Origin of the sequence: Amycolatopsis thailandensis, assembly GCF_002234405.1 — a bacterium.
Lineage (GTDB): Bacteria > Actinomycetota > Actinomycetes > Mycobacteriales > Pseudonocardiaceae > Amycolatopsis > Amycolatopsis thailandensis.
In genome coordinates this window covers 65,146-80,613 of sequence record NZ_NMQT01000021.1, presented here as the reverse complement: position 1 = coordinate 80,613, position 15,468 = coordinate 65,146, and the positions used below count along the sequence as shown (strand labels likewise).

Below are 15,468 nucleotides of genomic sequence, written 5' to 3'. Positions count from 1 at the left end.
CTCGGCGATCTGCTGCAGGGTGGCGTTGACGTCCGAGGTGAGCGTGGTGGTCATCGACTGCACCGAGATCGGGTGCTCGCTACCGACGCCGACCGGCCCGACCTGCAGCTGTCGGGTCTTGCGACGCTCGGAGAGGACAGGAGGAGGAAGCGCTGGCATACCAAGAGCGACAGTCACGCCCTCAAGCGTACCTACCCCGATCGGCGGACATCCACGACGTCAGCCGTCACGGTGAGCAGCATTACCTGGGCGGCTCAACGGTGCTGACAGTGCGCTCCGTGACCGCCCGTCCCCGTCACTGGAACAGCTTGACCGGATTCACGATGTCGGCGGTGATGGTGAGCAGAGTGACCGCGCCGCCGATGAAGACGAGCACCAACGTGACCGCGGAGAGCTTCGTGTAGTCGACCGGACCACCCGCCGCCTTCCCGCGCAGCTTCCGGAACCAGTCCCGGACCCGCTCGTACCAGACGACCGCGATGTGCCCGCCGTCGAGCGGGAGCAGCGGCAGCAGGTTGAACACGCCGATGAAGAAGTTCAGGCTCGCCAGCAGGAGGAGGAAGACCTCCCATAGCCCGCGCTCGGCGGCCTCGCCACCGATCCGGCTGGCGCCGACCACGCTGACCGGGGTGTTCGGGTCGCGCTCGCCGCCGAAGATGGACTCCACCACCGCGGGCATCCGCGACGGGAACTCGATCAGCCGCTTGGCGGTTTCGGAGAACATCGTGCCGGTGAAGTCGAACGTCGCCCCGATCGCGTCGACCGGACCGTAGGTCGCCACTACCGACTTCGGCACCGGTGAGGCGCCGATCATGCCGACGTCCTTGACCGTGGTCTTGTTCTCACCGTCGGCGACCAGCCGCTGCACGCGCGGCACGTCGACGGTCAGGTTGAGCCGCTGCCCGTTGCGCTCGACCACGAACGGTGTCGGGCCGCCGGCGACCTGGACGGCCGCGAGCATGTCGGTCCAGGCCGGTGTCGGCTTGCCCGCCACCGACAGGATCCTGTCGCCTGCCTGGATCCCGGCGGTCTGCGCGGGGGTGGGGGCGCCGGGCGGGCAGGACTTGTCGTTCAGCTGCTCGACGGTGGTGGCCGCGCGGGCACACGACGTGGCGCTGATCACCGGCTCGGTGGGCGCCTTCGCCGCGTCCGGGTTCGGCAGGCCCATGGTGACGGCCATCAGGTACAGGATGATGAAACCGAGGATGAAGTGCGTCACCGAACCCGCCGCCATGACGACGGTGCGCTTCCAGGTCTTGAAGCGCCACATCGCGCGCTTCGACTCCTCCGGGGTGACCTCGTCGAGCGCGGTCATGCCCGCGATGTCGCAGAACCCGCCGAGCGGGATCCACTTGAGGCCGTACTCGGTGTCGCCGCGGCGGAAGGAGAACACCGTCGGCCCGTAGCCGACGAAGAAGCGCCGGACCTTCATGCCGAAGGCCTTCGCCGCCCACATGTGACCGGCCTCGTGCAGCGCTACGGACAGGCAGATGCCCAGCGCGAACAGCACGATCCCGAGAATGAAGACCACGCGCTACTTCCCCTTACCGATCAGCGCACCGGCACGCGCGCGAGCCCAGCGCTCGGCAGCAAGTACGTCATCCACGTCGCGAGGTTCGCGACGCCATTCGTCGGCGGCTTCCACCACCTGGGCAATAGTGTCCACAATCGAGGTGAAGCCGGTGTTCTGTGCCAGGAAAGCGGCCACCAGCTCCTCGTTCGCCGCGTTGTAGACCGCCGGGACACAGCCGCCGACGGTTCCGGTGTGCCTCGCCAGCTCGACGGCCGGGAACGCCTCGTTGTCCAGCGGCTCGAAAGTCCAGCTCGCGGGCTTGTCCCAGACGCACGCGGCCGCGGCGCCGGGGACACGATCCGGCCAGTGCAGGGCCAGCGCGATCGGCAGCCGCATGTCGGGCGGGCTGGCCTGGGCGATCGTCGAGCCGTCCACAAAGGTCACCATCGAGTGGATGATCGACTGCGGGTGGACGACCACGTCGATGCGCTCGGTCTCGATGTCGAACAGGAGCTTCGCCTCGATCAGTTCCAGCCCCTTGTTGACCAGGGTGGACGAGTTGATCGTGATGAGCGGGCCCATCGACCAGGTCGGATGCGCCATCGCCTGCTCGACGGTGACGTCGGCCAGCTCCTCGCGCTTGCGGCCGCGGAACGGGCCGCCCGAGGCGGTCAGCACCAGCCTGGCGACCTCGGACTCGCGGCCGGCGCGCAGGGCCTGGGCGATCGCGGAGTGCTCCGAATCGACCGGGACCAGCTGGCCGGGCTTGGCCGCGGCGAGCACGAGCGGGCCGCCCGCGATCAGCGACTCCTTGTTGGCCAGCGCGAGCGTGGCGCCGGTGGCGAGCGCGCGCAGGGTCGGCGGGAGCCCCTGGGAGCCGGGGAGCGCGTTGAGCACGACGTCGACCGGGGTGGCGTCGATCATCTCGACGACCGCGCCGGCCCCCGCGTAGATGCGCGGGAGCTTGAAGTCGCCACTGGAGTAGCCGCGCTTCTGCGCTTCGGCGTACAGCGCGAGCTGCAGGTCTTCCACGGCCGTCGGCCTGCTGATCGCCACGGCGTCGACCTGGTGCGCCAAGGCCTGCGCGGCCAGCGCGGCGGGGTCGGAACCGCCCGCGGCGATCCCGGCGACCCGGAACAGCTCCGGGTTACGGGCCGCCACGTCGAGAGCCTGGGCGCCGACCGAACCGGTCGAACCGAGCACGAGCACACTTCGCGAGGTAGTCATCGGGGCTCATTGTCGCTTGGGCCCCATCCGGCGCGTGCAGCCAGGTGTGGGATCATTCGCGGGCAAGCGAACCATCGGGTTTTGAGGAGTTGATCGTGGCGAGCAAAGCGGTCGAAAAGCGCGGCCGGGTGGGCGTCGACACCGTCGACCCCCGCGACGAGCCGTCGGCCGAGTGGGGCTGGCACGGTTCCTTCCCGAAGGCGACGCGGATCGCGGGCTGGCTGTGCGCGATCATCCTGCTGGTGATGCTGTACGGCAATCACCACGGCTGGACCGAGAACCTGTGGCTGATCGGGCTGTCCCTGCTGATGATGTTCGGGCTGGTGCTCGACATGCGTAAGCAGCGCACGGCCTGGCGTAAGTAGTCCGACCACGGCTCAATGGCCCCTGTCCACTCTGGTGGGCAGGGGCCATTCGCCGTTCCGGGCCCAGAGTTCGCCGACGATCTTGACCGCGTCGTCGGCCTCGACCCCGTAGCGATGCCGGTACTTCGCCGCGGGCCGCTGGATCGCCGCGGCGACGTCACCGATGGCGACGTCGTTCCAGGCGCCGTTCGGGAAGAACTGCCGCATCACGGCGAGGAACCGGGCCGTCGCCCAGACCGGGTCGGTCCGCTGCTCGAAGCTCCCCCAGCTCGCGCGCTGCTGGAAGAGCCCGACCGAGTCACCGAGCCCGCCGTCGAGGTTGGCGATGCTCGACTCGACGATCACCGTCGCGATCGCGATGGCCGCCGCGCGTTCGTTGAACCCCGATCTCTGGACGGTCTCGACGACCGCTCTGGCACAGGACGTGTTGTACGGGTTCATGTAGCCGCGCATTTTCGTGGCGAGCTGCTGGTTGAGGCTTTGGGCGGAGTCGTTGTCGTCGGCGGACGCGCCCGCTTGGGCGCAGGGCAGGGCGATGTGCTCGACCTGGTCGGGCCGGATTTCGGTGGGCGGGAGCTGGGTCAGGCCGATGGTGGCGGCGAGGTATACGGCGGTGAGTGAGCTCAGCATGCGCGGTGGCCGTTCGGTGCGGGTGGTCGTGAGTGGCGATTCGTGTTCTAACCCGAATCGCCACTCACGACCACCTGGACCGACGCCTCACCGCCGCCCTCACCCGCTCGAAGTACGTGAAGGCTGAACCGTCTGGGGCGTGACGATCGCCAAGTCCGTGAAGGCCTCCTTGAGGGACCCTGGGTCCCTCAAGGAGGCCTTCACGGACCGAACCCGCGCGAGTGCCGCCCGCCCGCGTGAAGCGCTACCCGACGACCACCCTTTTGGGTTAAGTTCCCCCTCATGAAGCTGCGCTGGGGTGTCACCGCCGTCGTCTCCGCTCTCGCCGCCGTCCTGCTGCCCGGCGTGGCCACGGCCGCGCCGGCGTCTTCGGCGTCCTTGCCGATCGTGCGCTGCGAGTTCACACCGACCCCGGAGAACCCGGCGGCCCGCCCGGTCTTCCGGCCGCTCCCCTTCGCGCTGACCCGCGGCACGATCGACGTCACGTTCCGCTTCAACTACGGCCCGGTCACCGTGCGCCTGAACCGCGCGGGCGCCGCCCCGTGCGCCGCGCACAACCTGGCGAGCCTCGCGCTGCAGCGCTTCTACGACCACAGCCAGTGCTGGCGCTTGACGAACTCCTCGCGCCTCGGCGTCCTCCAGTGCGGCGACATCTACGAGGCCGAAAAGGGCGGGCCGGGCTACAAGTTCCCGGACGAGGTCGACGGCACCGAGACCTACGAACGCGGCACCATCGCCATGGGCAACCAGGGCCCCGGCACCAACGGCAGCGAGTTCTTCATCGTGCACTCGTTCGCGAACATCCCGAAGAACTACTCGGTGATGGGCGAGGTCGTGCGGGGCATGGACGTGCTGGACCGGATCGTGGCCGCCGGGATCATCCCGACGGACCCGAACGGGCCGCAGGACGGGCTGCCCGCGAAGCCGGTGAAGATCCAGAAGGCGACCGTCGGTTTCTAGTGGTCGACGGTCGGAGTACTTCACGACGATGCGGGAACACGCTCAGGGCTGAGCCCGGACGAAGTCGGGAATCCCGTCGGCCGACGCCGGATCCTTGATCGGGTGCACCGTCGTCCCTTCCGGAGCGCGGACACGGATGGTGATCGATCCGGTCCGGTCCTCCGTCGATGACGGAAATCAGCGTCGACATCCAACCGGATCGCCGCGAATTCCGCTTCACCGCGGGTCGCCGTGGAGTTCCCGGACTCCTCCGAGCTCACCCGTGCCCGCCAGTTCGAGCTTCGCGCTGTGAGGCGGGTCCAGCAGTCCGACCGGCCGTTCGTAGCGCAGAATCGCGACGATCCGCAAGTCGACTTTCATCGACGTGCCATCCTCGAAGATCGCGGTGGACAAGACGTCACCGACCGAGACCTGGTGGCCGAGACACCGGACAACGCATACGGCCTTCTCTTCGGAGGCTTGCTCGGCACTTTCGACACCGAGCAGGATCAGTGCTGTCATGCCCCTCCGCACCTTCGGGAGCCAGAGGTCCTTGTGTTCAGACCGAGTCTTGCGACCCTCGGTTCGTCGACACACCATGCTTCGTAGTCGATCGCCACCGCACATCTCCTTCGAGTAGCCCAAGAGCGCGGACTCACCGCTCGCTCACGCGTCTACATGTCTTTCCAGCTCGCGCAGGATGCCGTCCAAGAACTCGCGCAGGTCCTTCGCGACCACTGTCGTTCTCTGGTGACCGGCTTCGTAGGCACCGTCGAGAAAGGCCCCTCCCCGCAGGCGGTAGACCTGTCCGCCGCCCGCGCTCAAAGCGAACAACGAACCCCCTCCGTCCGATCCGAAAACGGTGATCCGCTCCTCCACGACCCCGGCGAGTCGCGTGGGCAGAGCACCGAGCAGCCCGGTGAGCACGTGCCTCGCCGAATGCACGAACACACCGTTGCCGAGATCCGGCAACGACACCTCTCTCACGTGGACGAAGAAGTCCAGCAGCTCGGCCGGGGCACCGAGTTTCGCGAGCTCTTCGAGATCACCCGAATCGTCACCATCGGCCACGAAAACCCGGTTCTCACCCGGCGGATAGCCGAACCTCGCCCCGAACCCTCGCGTGAACTCGGCGCTCAGGCGGGACGAACGTTCGAGCCAAACCCTCAGTTCCTCAGGCTCCACCGGCAGAAACCCTCCCCTGCCACTCCGCATGAGTGGCGAACTCGATGTTGGCAACACCCGGAAAGCGCCGCATCATGACCGTGACCACACGGTTCCGGGTGGTCGCACGGTGCCGCCCGAACCGCCCATCCCACGATCCGGGAAGCCGAACCCGCCCTGGCCAGCGGCTGAGTAATTCGGGCGAAGCGCCCTTGTGCCGATCCGGTAGTCTGGTCGCCAAGGTCGAGAGGCGCTGCAACGGACCATGGAGTCCGCCACGCTCGGCCCCGGACTTCACCGCAAGGGCGCCTCCCACGACATGGGAGGAGCGCTGGATGGAAACGACCGCCCTGCGAAAGCTGCTGGACGAGCGCATAGTCGTGCTCGACGGCGCGTGGGGGTCGATGCTCCAGAACGCCGGCCTCAAGCCTGAGGATTACCGCACCGAGCGGTTCCAGGATCACCCCCGTGACATCACCGGCGACCCCGACCTGCTGAACCTCACCAGACCGGACGTGGTCCTCGACATCCACCGCCAGTATCTGGACGCCGGCGCGGACATCACGACGACGAACACCTTCACCGCCACCACCATCGGACAGGCGGATTACGGGCTCGAGCACCTCGCGTACGAGATGAACCTCCGCGGTGCCCAGATCGCACGTGAGGCGGCGGACGCGGCGGGCGGCAAGTTCGTCGCCGGGTCGGTCGGGCCGCTGAACGTCACGTTGTCGCTGTCGCCCAAGGTCGAAGACCCGGCGTACCGCGCGGTGACCTTCGACGAGGTGTACGCCTCGTACGCCGATCAGATCAAGGCTCTCGCCGAGGGCGGCGTGGACCTGCTGCTGATCGAGACCATCTTCGACACCCTCAACTGCAAGGCCGCGATCTCCGCCGCCCGCGACGTCGCACCGCATCTGCCGCTGTGGATCTCCGTGACGATCGTCGACCTGAGCGGCCGGACGCTGTCCGGGCAGACGGTCGAGGCGTTCTGGAGCTCCATCGAGCACGCCGATCCGCTGCTGGTCGGCGTCAACTGCTCGCTGGGTGCCGAGGAGATGCGCCCGCACATCGCCGAACTGTCCCGCCTCGCGGGCACGTACACGGCCTGTCACCCCAACGCCGGCCTGCCGAACGCGTTCGGCGGGTACGACCAGACGCCCGACGAGACCGGCGGGCTGCTCGGCGACTTCGCCGAAGCCGGGATGGTCAACGTCGTCGGCGGCTGCTGCGGCACGACCCCCGCGCACATCAAGGGAATCGCCGACGCCGTCCGCGGGATGGCGCCGCGCGCCCTGCCGGATGCCAAGCCGCACACCCGGTTCAGCGGTCTGGAGCCGTTCGAGATCGGCAAGGACACCGGGTTCGTCATGATCGGCGAGCGGACCAACGTCACCGGGTCCGCCAAGTTCCGCAAGCTGATCGAGGCCGACGACCATCAGGCCGCCGTCGACGTCGCGCTGGAGCAGGTCCGCGGCGGGGCGAACCTGCTGGACGTCAACATGGACGCCGACCTGCTCGACAGCGAAAAAGCGATGACCACGTTCCTCAACCTCATCGCCACCGAACCCGAGGTCGCCCGGCTGCCGATCATGATCGACAGCTCACGCTGGACCGTCCTCGAAGCCGGGCTGAAATGCGTGCAGGGCAAGGGAGTCGTCAACTCCATCAGCCTCAAGGAAGGCGAGGAGCAGTTCCTCCAGCAGGCCCGGCGCATCCGTGATTACGGCGCGGGCGTGGTGGTCATGGCCTTCGACGAGACGGGCCAGGCCGACACCGCCGACCGCAAGGTCGAGATCTGCGGGCGTGCCTACGATCTGCTGACACAGAAGGCCGGATTCGTCGCCGAGGACATCATCTTCGACCCGAACGTGCTCGCGGTCGCGACCGGTATCTCCGAGCACAACGGCTACGCCAAGGCGTTCATCGACGCGCTGCCGCGGATCAAGGAACGCTGTCCCGGCGTGCACATCAGCGGCGGTATCTCGAACCTCTCGTTCTCCTTCCGCGGCAACAACGTCGTACGTGAGGCGATGCACTCGGCCTTCCTGCTGCACGCGGTGCGCGCGGGCCTGGACATGGGCATCGTCAACGCCGGGCAGCTCGCGGTCTACGAGGACATCCCCAAGGATCTGCTGGAACTGGTCGAGGACGTGCTCTTCGACCGCCGCGAGGACGCCACCGACAGGCTGGTCACGTTCGCGGAAACGGTCAGCGGCAAGGGAACCCAGCGCACCGTCGACCTCTCCTGGCGGGAGAACACGGTCGAGGCGCGCCTCAGCCACGCGCTGGTGCACGGCATCGTCGACTACATCGAAGAGGACACCGAGGAAGCGCGGCAGAAGCTGCCGAGGCCGCTCGAGGTCATCGAAGGTCCCTTGATGGACGGCATGAAGATCGTCGGCGACCTGTTCGGGTCCGGCAAGATGTTCCTGCCGCAGGTCGTCAAGAGCGCGCGCGTGATGAAGCGGTCCGTGGCCTACCTCGAACCGTTCATGGAGGCCGAAAAGGAGAAGGCCCGCCTCGAAGGCCGCGTCGAAACCCGTCAAGGCAACGGAAAGGTCGTCCTGGCGACGGTCAAGGGCGACGTGCACGACATCGGCAAGAACATCGTCGGCGTCGTCCTCGGCTGCAACAACTACGAGGTGATCGACCTCGGCGTGATGGTCCCGGCTTCGGTCATCCTGGACACCGCGGTCTCCGAAGGCGCCGACGCCATCGGGCTTTCCGGCCTGATCACGCCGTCGCTGGACGAAATGGTCAACGTCGCCGCCGAAATGGAGCGGCGCGGGCTGAAACTGCCGTTGCTGATCGGCGGCGCGACCACGTCGCGCCAGCACACCGCGGTCCGCATCGCGCCCGCGTACGAGAACACGACCGTCCACGTCCTCGACGCCTCCCGTGTCGTCGGCGTCGTCGGCGATCTGCTCGACGCGGACCGCGCCGAGATCCTCGACAAGAAGAACCGCGAGGACCAGGAAGAGCTGCGCGTCCAGCACGCGAACAAGCAGCGGACCCCGTTGCTGACGGTCGAGCAGGCCAGGGCCAACCCGGAGAAGGTCTCCTTCGACGAGATCCCGACGCCCGCGTTCACCGGCGTCCGGTACGTGTCCCCGTCGCTCACCGAGCTGCGCGAGATGATCGACTGGACCTTCCTCTTCCTGGCCTGGGAGCTGAAGGGTAAGTATCCGGCGATCCTCTCGAACCCGGTCGCGCAGGAGCTGTTCGACGACGCGAACACCCTGATGGACCAGATCATCGCCGAGGAGCGGTTCCAGGCCAAGGGCGCGTACGCGTTCTGGCCGGCGCACTCCGAGGGCGACGACATCATCCTGGAGTCGGGGGTCAAGTTCCCGATGCTGCGCCAGCAGACCAAGAAACCGCTGGAGCGGCCGAACCGCTGCCTGTCCGACTACATCGCCCCGGCCGGGGCGGGCGACCACCTCGGCGGGTTCGCGGTCACCATCCTCGGTGCCGAGGATTTCGCGGCCGAGTTCGAAGCGAAGCAGGACGACTACCGCGCCATCATGGTGAAGGCGCTCGCGGACAGGCTCGCCGAGGCGTTCGCCGAGTACATCCACCTGAAGGCACGGCGGGAGTGGTTCGAGCCCGACGCCGATCCGAAGCTGGAGGACCTGCACGCCGAAAGGTTCCGCGGCATCCGCCCCGCGCTCGGCTACCCGGCGAGCCCGGACCACAGCGAGAAGCAGGAGCTGTTCGACCTGCTCGACTCCGACAAGCTCGGCATGACCCTGACGGAGTCCTTCGCGATGTCGCCCGCGGCGAGCGTGTCCGGGCTGATCTTCGCCCACCCCGACTCGAAGTACTTCACCGTCGGACGGCTCGGCAAGGACCAGGTCGAGGACTACGCGGCCCGTCGCGGCGTCGAACTGTCCACTGTGGAGCAGTGGCTGCGTCCGAACCTCGCCTACGAGCCCGAATGACACAATGATCGGGTGACTGCCGAGGGCTCGGACTTCCTGCAGCTGGACATCGGGGACGCACCACCGGGGCGCCGGTCGGACTGGCTGGCGTCGCGGTTGCGGCACGCCATCTCCGACGGCCGCCTGCCGGTCGGCAGCAGGCTGCCCGCGACCCGGTCGCTGGCCGCGGACCTGCGGGTTTCCCGCGGCGTGGTCACCGAGGCCTACCAGCGGCTGGTCGAGGACGGCCACGTCGCCGGGCGCGGCCGCGCGGGAACGGTGGTCGTCGCGGCACCCGCGAGAACCAAGGAACAGACGACGTCCGGGCCCCCGTCGGCGGGCACGATCTTCCAGCCCGCCCCGGGGATCGGCGTCTTCGACTCACTGCGGTCGACCCCGGCGAAGATCGACCTGTCCCCCGGCGTGCCGGATCTGACCGCCTTCCCGAGGACGGCTTGGCTCCGCGCCGAGCGCACCGTGCTCAACGACCTCTCGGCGGCCTCCTTCGGCTACGGCGACCCGAGGGGCGCGCCCGCGTTGCGGCTGGCCATCGCGCACTGGATCGCCCGCACCCGCGGCATCACCGCCGACGCCGATGACGTCCTGATCGTCGCCGGTGTCGCGCAGGGTCTCGGGTTGCTGGCCCAGGTGCTGTGCGACAACGGGATCTCCGAGATCGCCGTCGAGGACCCGAGTTCGCTGGGCGCGCGGCAGCATCTGCACGACCGCAGGCTGGCGACGCCGCCGATCCGCGTCGACGAAGACGGCATCGACGTCGGTGAGCTCGTCCGCAGCGGCGCGCCCGCCGTACTGCTCACGCCCGCGCACCAGTTCCCGACCGGTGTCGTGCTCGGCGGGGAACGCCGTCGCGAGCTCATGCGCTGGGCCGCGGACGGCGGGCTGATCATCGAGGACGACTACGACGCCGAACACCGCTACGACCGCCCGCCGGTCCCCGCGCTGCGCTCGATGCTCGCCGAACAGGTCTGTTACGCGGGCAGCGTGTCGAAATGGCTCGCGCCCGCGCTCCGAGTGGGCTGGATGCTGGTGCCGCCGCGCTACCGGGACGAGGTGGTCGCGGCCAAACGGTTCGCCGACCTGGGCAACGCCGTCCTCCCGCAGCTGGTGCTGGCGCATCTCATGGAGTCCGGCGAGATGGAACGGCAGCTGCGGTTCGTGCGCAAACGCCATCGCCGTCGTCGCGACGCGATGATCGACGCGCTCCAGGCGCATCTGCCGGACGCCGTCGTGCACGGCGCGGCCGCCGGACTGCACCTGACGATCACCTTCGACGCCGGCTTCTCCGACCTCGACTTCGCCGCGGCCGCGCTGGAGCAGGGCGTGAAGGTGCAGCCGCTGTCGTGGCACTGTCAGCGGCCGATGAATCCGGGCCTCGTCCTCGGCTACGGATCCAGCCCGGCGAGCGACATCGCCGAGGGCATCGCCACCCTCGGCCGCCTCCGGCGCTAGCCCACCTCCGCGTTTCGTCCTCTGAATGCGGTGGTTAGACGCCGAACTACCGCATTCAGAGGACGAATTGCCCGAGGAAGGCCAGGAGTACCGCCGGGTCTTCGACGTGGGCGTTGTGCCCCAGTCCGGGAAGCTCGGCGGAAGCCGGGCTGAGCGCGCGAAGCTGGTCGATGCGGCTCATGGGGTCGTGCTCGCCGGCGGCGAGGGCGACCGGGCAGCGCGCGGCGCCGAGCAGACCGGGCATGTCGGGCGCGCCGACGGCGAACGCGTGGGGGTCCAGCGCCAGCCGCCAGCCGCCTTCGGTTTCGACGACGCCCTCGGGGTCCGCTTCGGCCAGTCCGGTGAGACCGGCGATCTTGAGGAACGCCCGTTCGGCGTCCTCACGCTCCAGGAACACCCTGGGCGGTTTCGCCGCCATGTCGGCGGCCTTGGCGAGGTCGCCTTCGCTCCATTCGACCTTGACGCCGACAGCGAGCAGCCCTTCGACGTGGAGCCCGAACCACCCGCTGGCCAGGGCCAGGCCGACCACCCCGCCGAGGGAGTGGCCGATCACCAGCAGCGGACCGCGTTCCGGGAGCAGATCGGCGACCGCCCCGGCGAGGCTCCCGAAGGAGTAATGCGCCAGGTGCGGTGACGCCCCGTGCCCGGGGAGGTCGGGTGCCAGCCAGCGGTAGCCGGGCTGCAACATCAGGCCGTCCCACACCGCGCCGGTCGCGCCGAGGCCGTGCAACAGGAGCACGGCGGGGCCTTCGGTTCCGGCGGTGCGCAGTTTCAGTGGTTCCACCGGACGGATCTTTCCGCAGTCCCCTGTCCGCGGGCTAGTCTTCGCAGTCGTGATCACCGATCCGGACACCTACACCCGGGGCGTGCCGTACGAGCACCTCGCGGCGCTGCGCCGGGAGTCGCCGGTCGTGCGGATGGACGATTTCTGGGCCGTGCTGCGGCATTCGGACGTCAAACACGTGCTGAGGAACCCGCGGCTGTTCTCGTCGAGCCTGGGCGGGACGCAGATCCGGGACCCGGCGACCGAACAGGACCTCGGGTACGTCCGGCGGATGATGCTCAACATGGATCCGCCCGAGCACGCCCGGCTGCGGGGCCTGCTCACCAAGGCGTTCACGCCGCGCGCGGTCGGCAGGCTGACCGAGCGGATCCATGGCTGGGCGCGGGAACTGATCGCCGGGATCGCGGCGGACGGCCAGTGCGATTTCGCCGCCGTCGCCGCCGATCTCCCGCTGCTGACGCTGGCCGAGGTCTTCGGGATCCCCGAGCAGGACCGGCGGCTGATGTACGACTGGAGCAATCGCGTGATCGGTTACCAGGACGCCGACTACGCGGTGAGCGCGACCGTCGAAACCGGCGAGGTCACCGATCTCGCGCGGGCCGCGCTGGCCGTGCGTCCGCTACCGGGGCCGGACGGCGCGATGCCCGATCCGCGCACCCGCGCCGGGATGCCGGATCTCTACGCGTACGCCACCGCGCTCGGCGAGTACAAACGCCGTCACCCCGGCGACGACGTGATGAGCAACCTGATGAGTCACGTGGAAGACGGCGGGCGGGTGTCGATCGCGGAGTTCGAGAACCTGTTCTGGCTGTTTTCCGTCGCGGGCAACGAAACGCTGCGCAACGGCATCCCCGGCGGGATGCTGGCGCTGCTGTCGCATCCGGATCAGTACCGGCGGCTGCTAGCCGATCGTTCGCTGCTTCCCGGTGCGGTGGAAGAGATGTTGAGGTGGTGGACGCCGGTCATGCACTTCCGCCGGACGGCGACCGAGGACGTCGTCCTGTCCGATGTGGACATCCGGGCGGGTGACAAGGTCGTCGTCTGGTTCTCCGCCGCGAATCGGGACGAGTCCGTTTTCGAGGATCCGGACCGCTTCGACATCGGCCGCGCTCCCAACGACCATCTGACCTTCGGGCACGGTCCGCATTTCTGCCTCGGCGCGCAGCTCGCCAGGGTGCAGCTGCGCGCGATGTTCGAAGCGGTCCTGGACCTGCTCGGCGAGGCGGAACTCGCCGGTGATCCGGTGCGGTTGCGGTCGAACTTCCAGAACGGGCTGAAGTCCCTGCCGATCCGCTGGTGACCCGAAAGGGCCCTTCCCGCCCCCGAGCGCGGGAAGGGCCCTTTCACCCCCTTGGCTATTCGGCCGCGGCGAACTCCGGTTCGGCGACCGCGGTGCGGGCTTCGGCCCTGCGCAGGCCGACGACTCCGGACAGCGCCACCAGGACACTGATCACGGCGATGCCGGTGACGACGGTCAGCGCGGGCGCCAGACCGTTCAGCAGTGCGGCCGGGCCGGTGGCGCCTCCCGCGTTGCCGGTCAGGACCGCGGTCACCACGGCGAGGCCGATCGCACCGCCGACCTGGATCGACGTGTTCAGCAGACCGCCGGCGAGGCCCTGCTCGTCGTCGGAGATCCCGTTGGTCGCCTGGATGTTCAGCGAGGAGAACGCCAGCATGAAGCCGATGCCCAGCAGGATCATGCTCGGTAGCACCGAACCGGCGTAGCTGGAACTCTCGTCGATGCGCAGGAACAGTGCGTACCCGATGACGTGGGCGACGACCCCGGCGAGGATCGTGCGAGGCGTGCCGATCCGGTCGATCAACGGCTCGATCCGCGGGGAGCCGAAGGCCACGATCAGCGCGGCGGGCAGGAAGCCGAGCGCGGTCTGCAGCGCGGACCAGCCGAGAACCGTCTGCAGGTACAGCATGACCACGAACTGGAACCCGATGTAGGCGCCGAAGAACGTCGCGCCGCCGAGGTTGGCTCGGGCCAGCGGGCCGGAGCGCAGGATGCCGAGCCGGAGCAGCGGGTGCTTGCTGCGCTTCTCGATGAACACGAAGGTGCCGAGAAGGGCGAGCGCGAGGACGAACGTGATCAGCGTCCGCGGCGCGGCCCAGCCGATCTCCGGTGCCTCGACCACGGCGAACACCAGCAGAAGCGAACCGGCGGCACCGGTGATCGCGCCCGGGAAGTCGTAGCCGCCACCCTCCTGCGGGCGATAGGACGGGATCAGCTTGATCGCGGCGGCCAGCGCGGCGAGCGCGATCGGCACCGGCAGCAGGAACGTCCAGCGCCAGCCCACCTCGGTGAGCAGACCGGAGAACACGAGTCCCGCGGAGTAACCGCTGGCACCGAAGACGGCGAAGATGCTGATCGCCCGGTTGCGGGCGGGACCTTCGTGGAAGGTCGTGGTGATGATGGACAGGGCGGCGGGGGCGGTGAACGCGGCCGCGAGGCCCTTGATGAAGCGGGTGGCGATCAGCAGCGCGCCGTCGTCGACGAGGCCCCCGAGCAGGGAAGCGAGCGCGAAGACCGCGACGGCGACCAGGAAGACCCGGCGCCTGCCGAGCAGGTCGGCGGTGCGCCCGCCGAGGAGCAGCAGACCGCCGTAGCCGAGCACATAGGCGCTGATGACCCATTGCAGGGCACCGGTGGAGAGGCCGAGTTCGGCCTGGATGGACGGGAGGGCGACGGCGACCATCGACACGTCGAGCGCGTCGAGGCCCACGACGACGGACACGGTGAGCAGGACACCCCAGAGGCGCGCGTCCCACCTTGTAGAGCTGGTGGACAGCTGCACGGAAGAACTCATGATCGGTACATTACATGCATACGCATCTAATGCAAGTGCATTAAATGACTTTGCATAAAATTCACGTGCATGCTATCTTGGACCCCGTGAGCGACGTCGCCGAACAAGACCTGCTGCGGGAATGGCGTGACCTGTCCGCCCGGCACGCGGCGGTCTTCGGCCGCCTCGAGTGCCGGCTCCAGGAGCGTCACGGCCTCGGCGTCACCGAGTTCGAAGCCCTGGAACGCCTGGTCAACTGCGTCGTCGGCAAATGCCGCGCGGCCGACCTGACCGAGGTCGTCCATCTGAGCCAGAGCGCCACCTCACGGCTCGTCGCCCGGCTGGAACGCGAGGGGCTCGTCCAGCGCGCGCTCTGCGAGTCGGATCGGCGCGGGATCTTCGTCGTCGTGACCGACGAGGGCCGCCGTCGCTACGAAGAGGCGAAGCCGACGCACCGGGCGACTCTCGAAGAGACCCTGATCAAGGCCTGACCTTCGCAAGTCCCCCTCGTGAGTGACTAGGCCGGTTCCAACGCGCCTCACCACTCAGGACACCCCTGCACCTACCGCCACCTCACCTTGCCAAGTCCGTGAAAGCCTCCTTCCCTACCTTGAGCGTAGGGAAGGAGGCTTTCACGGACTTCGCAAGGTGCGAAGGTCGA

At 68.5% G+C, this 15,468-nt stretch carries 14 protein-coding genes; 6 read left to right on the top strand and 8 right to left on the bottom strand.

Annotated features, from left to right (window positions below):
• The 3 genes from CFP71_RS43385 to dxr form a co-directional block, all read right to left on the bottom strand.
• Nucleotides 1-177: flavodoxin-dependent (E)-4-hydroxy-3-methylbut-2-enyl-diphosphate synthase (locus CFP71_RS43385; RefSeq protein WP_167406025.1), on the bottom strand; the 177-nt coding region annotated here is incomplete at its 3' end.
• 118 nt (nucleotides 178-295) lie between these two features.
• Entirely contained in the window at nucleotides 296-1,531 is a 1,236-nt protein-coding gene (locus CFP71_RS06950) for a M50 family metallopeptidase (protein WP_093932987.1), read from the bottom strand.
• Nucleotides 1,532-1,534: 3 nt separating this feature from the next.
• Nucleotides 1,535-2,740, bottom strand: coding sequence for a 1-deoxy-D-xylulose-5-phosphate reductoisomerase (gene dxr / locus CFP71_RS06945; RefSeq protein ID WP_093932986.1), 1,206 nt, complete (start codon nucleotides 2,738-2,740; stop codon nucleotides 1,535-1,537).
• 95 nt (nucleotides 2,741-2,835) lie between these two features.
• Here dxr and CFP71_RS06940 point away from each other — a divergent pair, with 95 nt between their 5' ends.
• Nucleotides 2,836-3,105 carry a DUF2631 domain-containing protein gene (locus CFP71_RS06940; RefSeq protein WP_005154613.1) on the top strand — a complete coding sequence of 90 codons (270 nt, stop codon included), beginning with the start codon at nucleotides 2,836-2,838 and terminating at the stop codon, nucleotides 3,103-3,105.
• Between the two features lie 12 nt (nucleotides 3,106-3,117).
• On the opposite strand, the gene CFP71_RS06935 is transcribed toward CFP71_RS06940, so the two are convergent.
• Entirely contained in the window at nucleotides 3,118-3,735 is a 618-nt protein-coding gene (locus CFP71_RS06935) for a hypothetical protein (protein ID WP_093932985.1), read from the bottom strand.
• Between the two features lie 282 nt (nucleotides 3,736-4,017).
• Between CFP71_RS06935 and CFP71_RS06930 the strand changes: the two genes are divergently transcribed.
• Entirely contained in the window at nucleotides 4,018-4,695 is a 678-nt protein-coding gene (locus CFP71_RS06930; RefSeq protein WP_093932984.1) for a peptidylprolyl isomerase, read from the top strand.
• A 216-nt stretch (nucleotides 4,696-4,911) separates the two neighbouring features.
• Here the strand turns inward: CFP71_RS06930 and CFP71_RS06925 are convergent, their stop codons facing one another.
• Complete coding sequence (locus CFP71_RS06925; RefSeq protein ID WP_093932983.1) at nucleotides 4,912-5,196, bottom strand: hypothetical protein; 285 nt, start codon at nucleotides 5,194-5,196, stop codon at nucleotides 4,912-4,914.
• 144 nt (nucleotides 5,197-5,340) lie between these two features.
• On the bottom strand, nucleotides 5,341-5,859 hold the full coding sequence (locus tag CFP71_RS06920; RefSeq protein WP_093932982.1) for a hypothetical protein: 519 nt from the start codon (nucleotides 5,857-5,859) through the stop codon (nucleotides 5,341-5,343).
• A gap of 314 nt (nucleotides 5,860-6,173) precedes the next feature.
• Between CFP71_RS06920 and metH the strand changes: the two genes are divergently transcribed.
• Together metH and pdxR are read left to right on the top strand one after the other, a co-directional pair.
• Entirely contained in the window at nucleotides 6,174-9,782 is a 3,609-nt protein-coding gene (metH, locus tag CFP71_RS06915) for a methionine synthase (RefSeq protein ID WP_093932981.1), read from the top strand.
• Between the two features lie 12 nt (nucleotides 9,783-9,794).
• Nucleotides 9,795-11,231 (top strand): MocR-like pyridoxine biosynthesis transcription factor PdxR, encoded by a 1,437-nt coding sequence (pdxR, locus tag CFP71_RS06910; RefSeq protein ID WP_093932980.1) that lies wholly within the window; start codon nucleotides 9,795-9,797, stop codon nucleotides 11,229-11,231.
• Nucleotides 11,232-11,286: 55 nt separating this feature from the next.
• On the opposite strand, the gene CFP71_RS06905 is transcribed toward pdxR, so the two are convergent.
• On the bottom strand, nucleotides 11,287-12,015 hold the full coding sequence (locus CFP71_RS06905; RefSeq protein ID WP_093932979.1) for an alpha/beta fold hydrolase: 729 nt from the start codon (nucleotides 12,013-12,015) through the stop codon (nucleotides 11,287-11,289).
• Between the two features lie 49 nt (nucleotides 12,016-12,064).
• Between CFP71_RS06905 and CFP71_RS06900 the strand changes: the two genes are divergently transcribed.
• Nucleotides 12,065-13,315, top strand: a complete 1,251-nt coding sequence (locus CFP71_RS06900) for a cytochrome P450 (RefSeq protein WP_093932978.1) — start codon at nucleotides 12,065-12,067, stop codon at nucleotides 13,313-13,315.
• Nucleotides 13,316-13,370: 55 nt separating this feature from the next.
• Here the strand turns inward: CFP71_RS06900 and CFP71_RS06895 are convergent, their stop codons facing one another.
• Nucleotides 13,371-14,828, bottom strand: a complete 1,458-nt coding sequence (locus tag CFP71_RS06895) for an MFS transporter (RefSeq protein WP_093932977.1) — start codon at nucleotides 14,826-14,828, stop codon at nucleotides 13,371-13,373.
• 86 nt (nucleotides 14,829-14,914) lie between these two features.
• Here CFP71_RS06895 and CFP71_RS06890 point away from each other — a divergent pair, with 86 nt between their 5' ends.
• Nucleotides 14,915-15,298, top strand: a complete 384-nt coding sequence (locus CFP71_RS06890) for a MarR family winged helix-turn-helix transcriptional regulator (protein ID WP_093933000.1) — start codon at nucleotides 14,915-14,917, stop codon at nucleotides 15,296-15,298.
• Nucleotides 15,299-15,468: the final 170 nt, after the last annotated feature.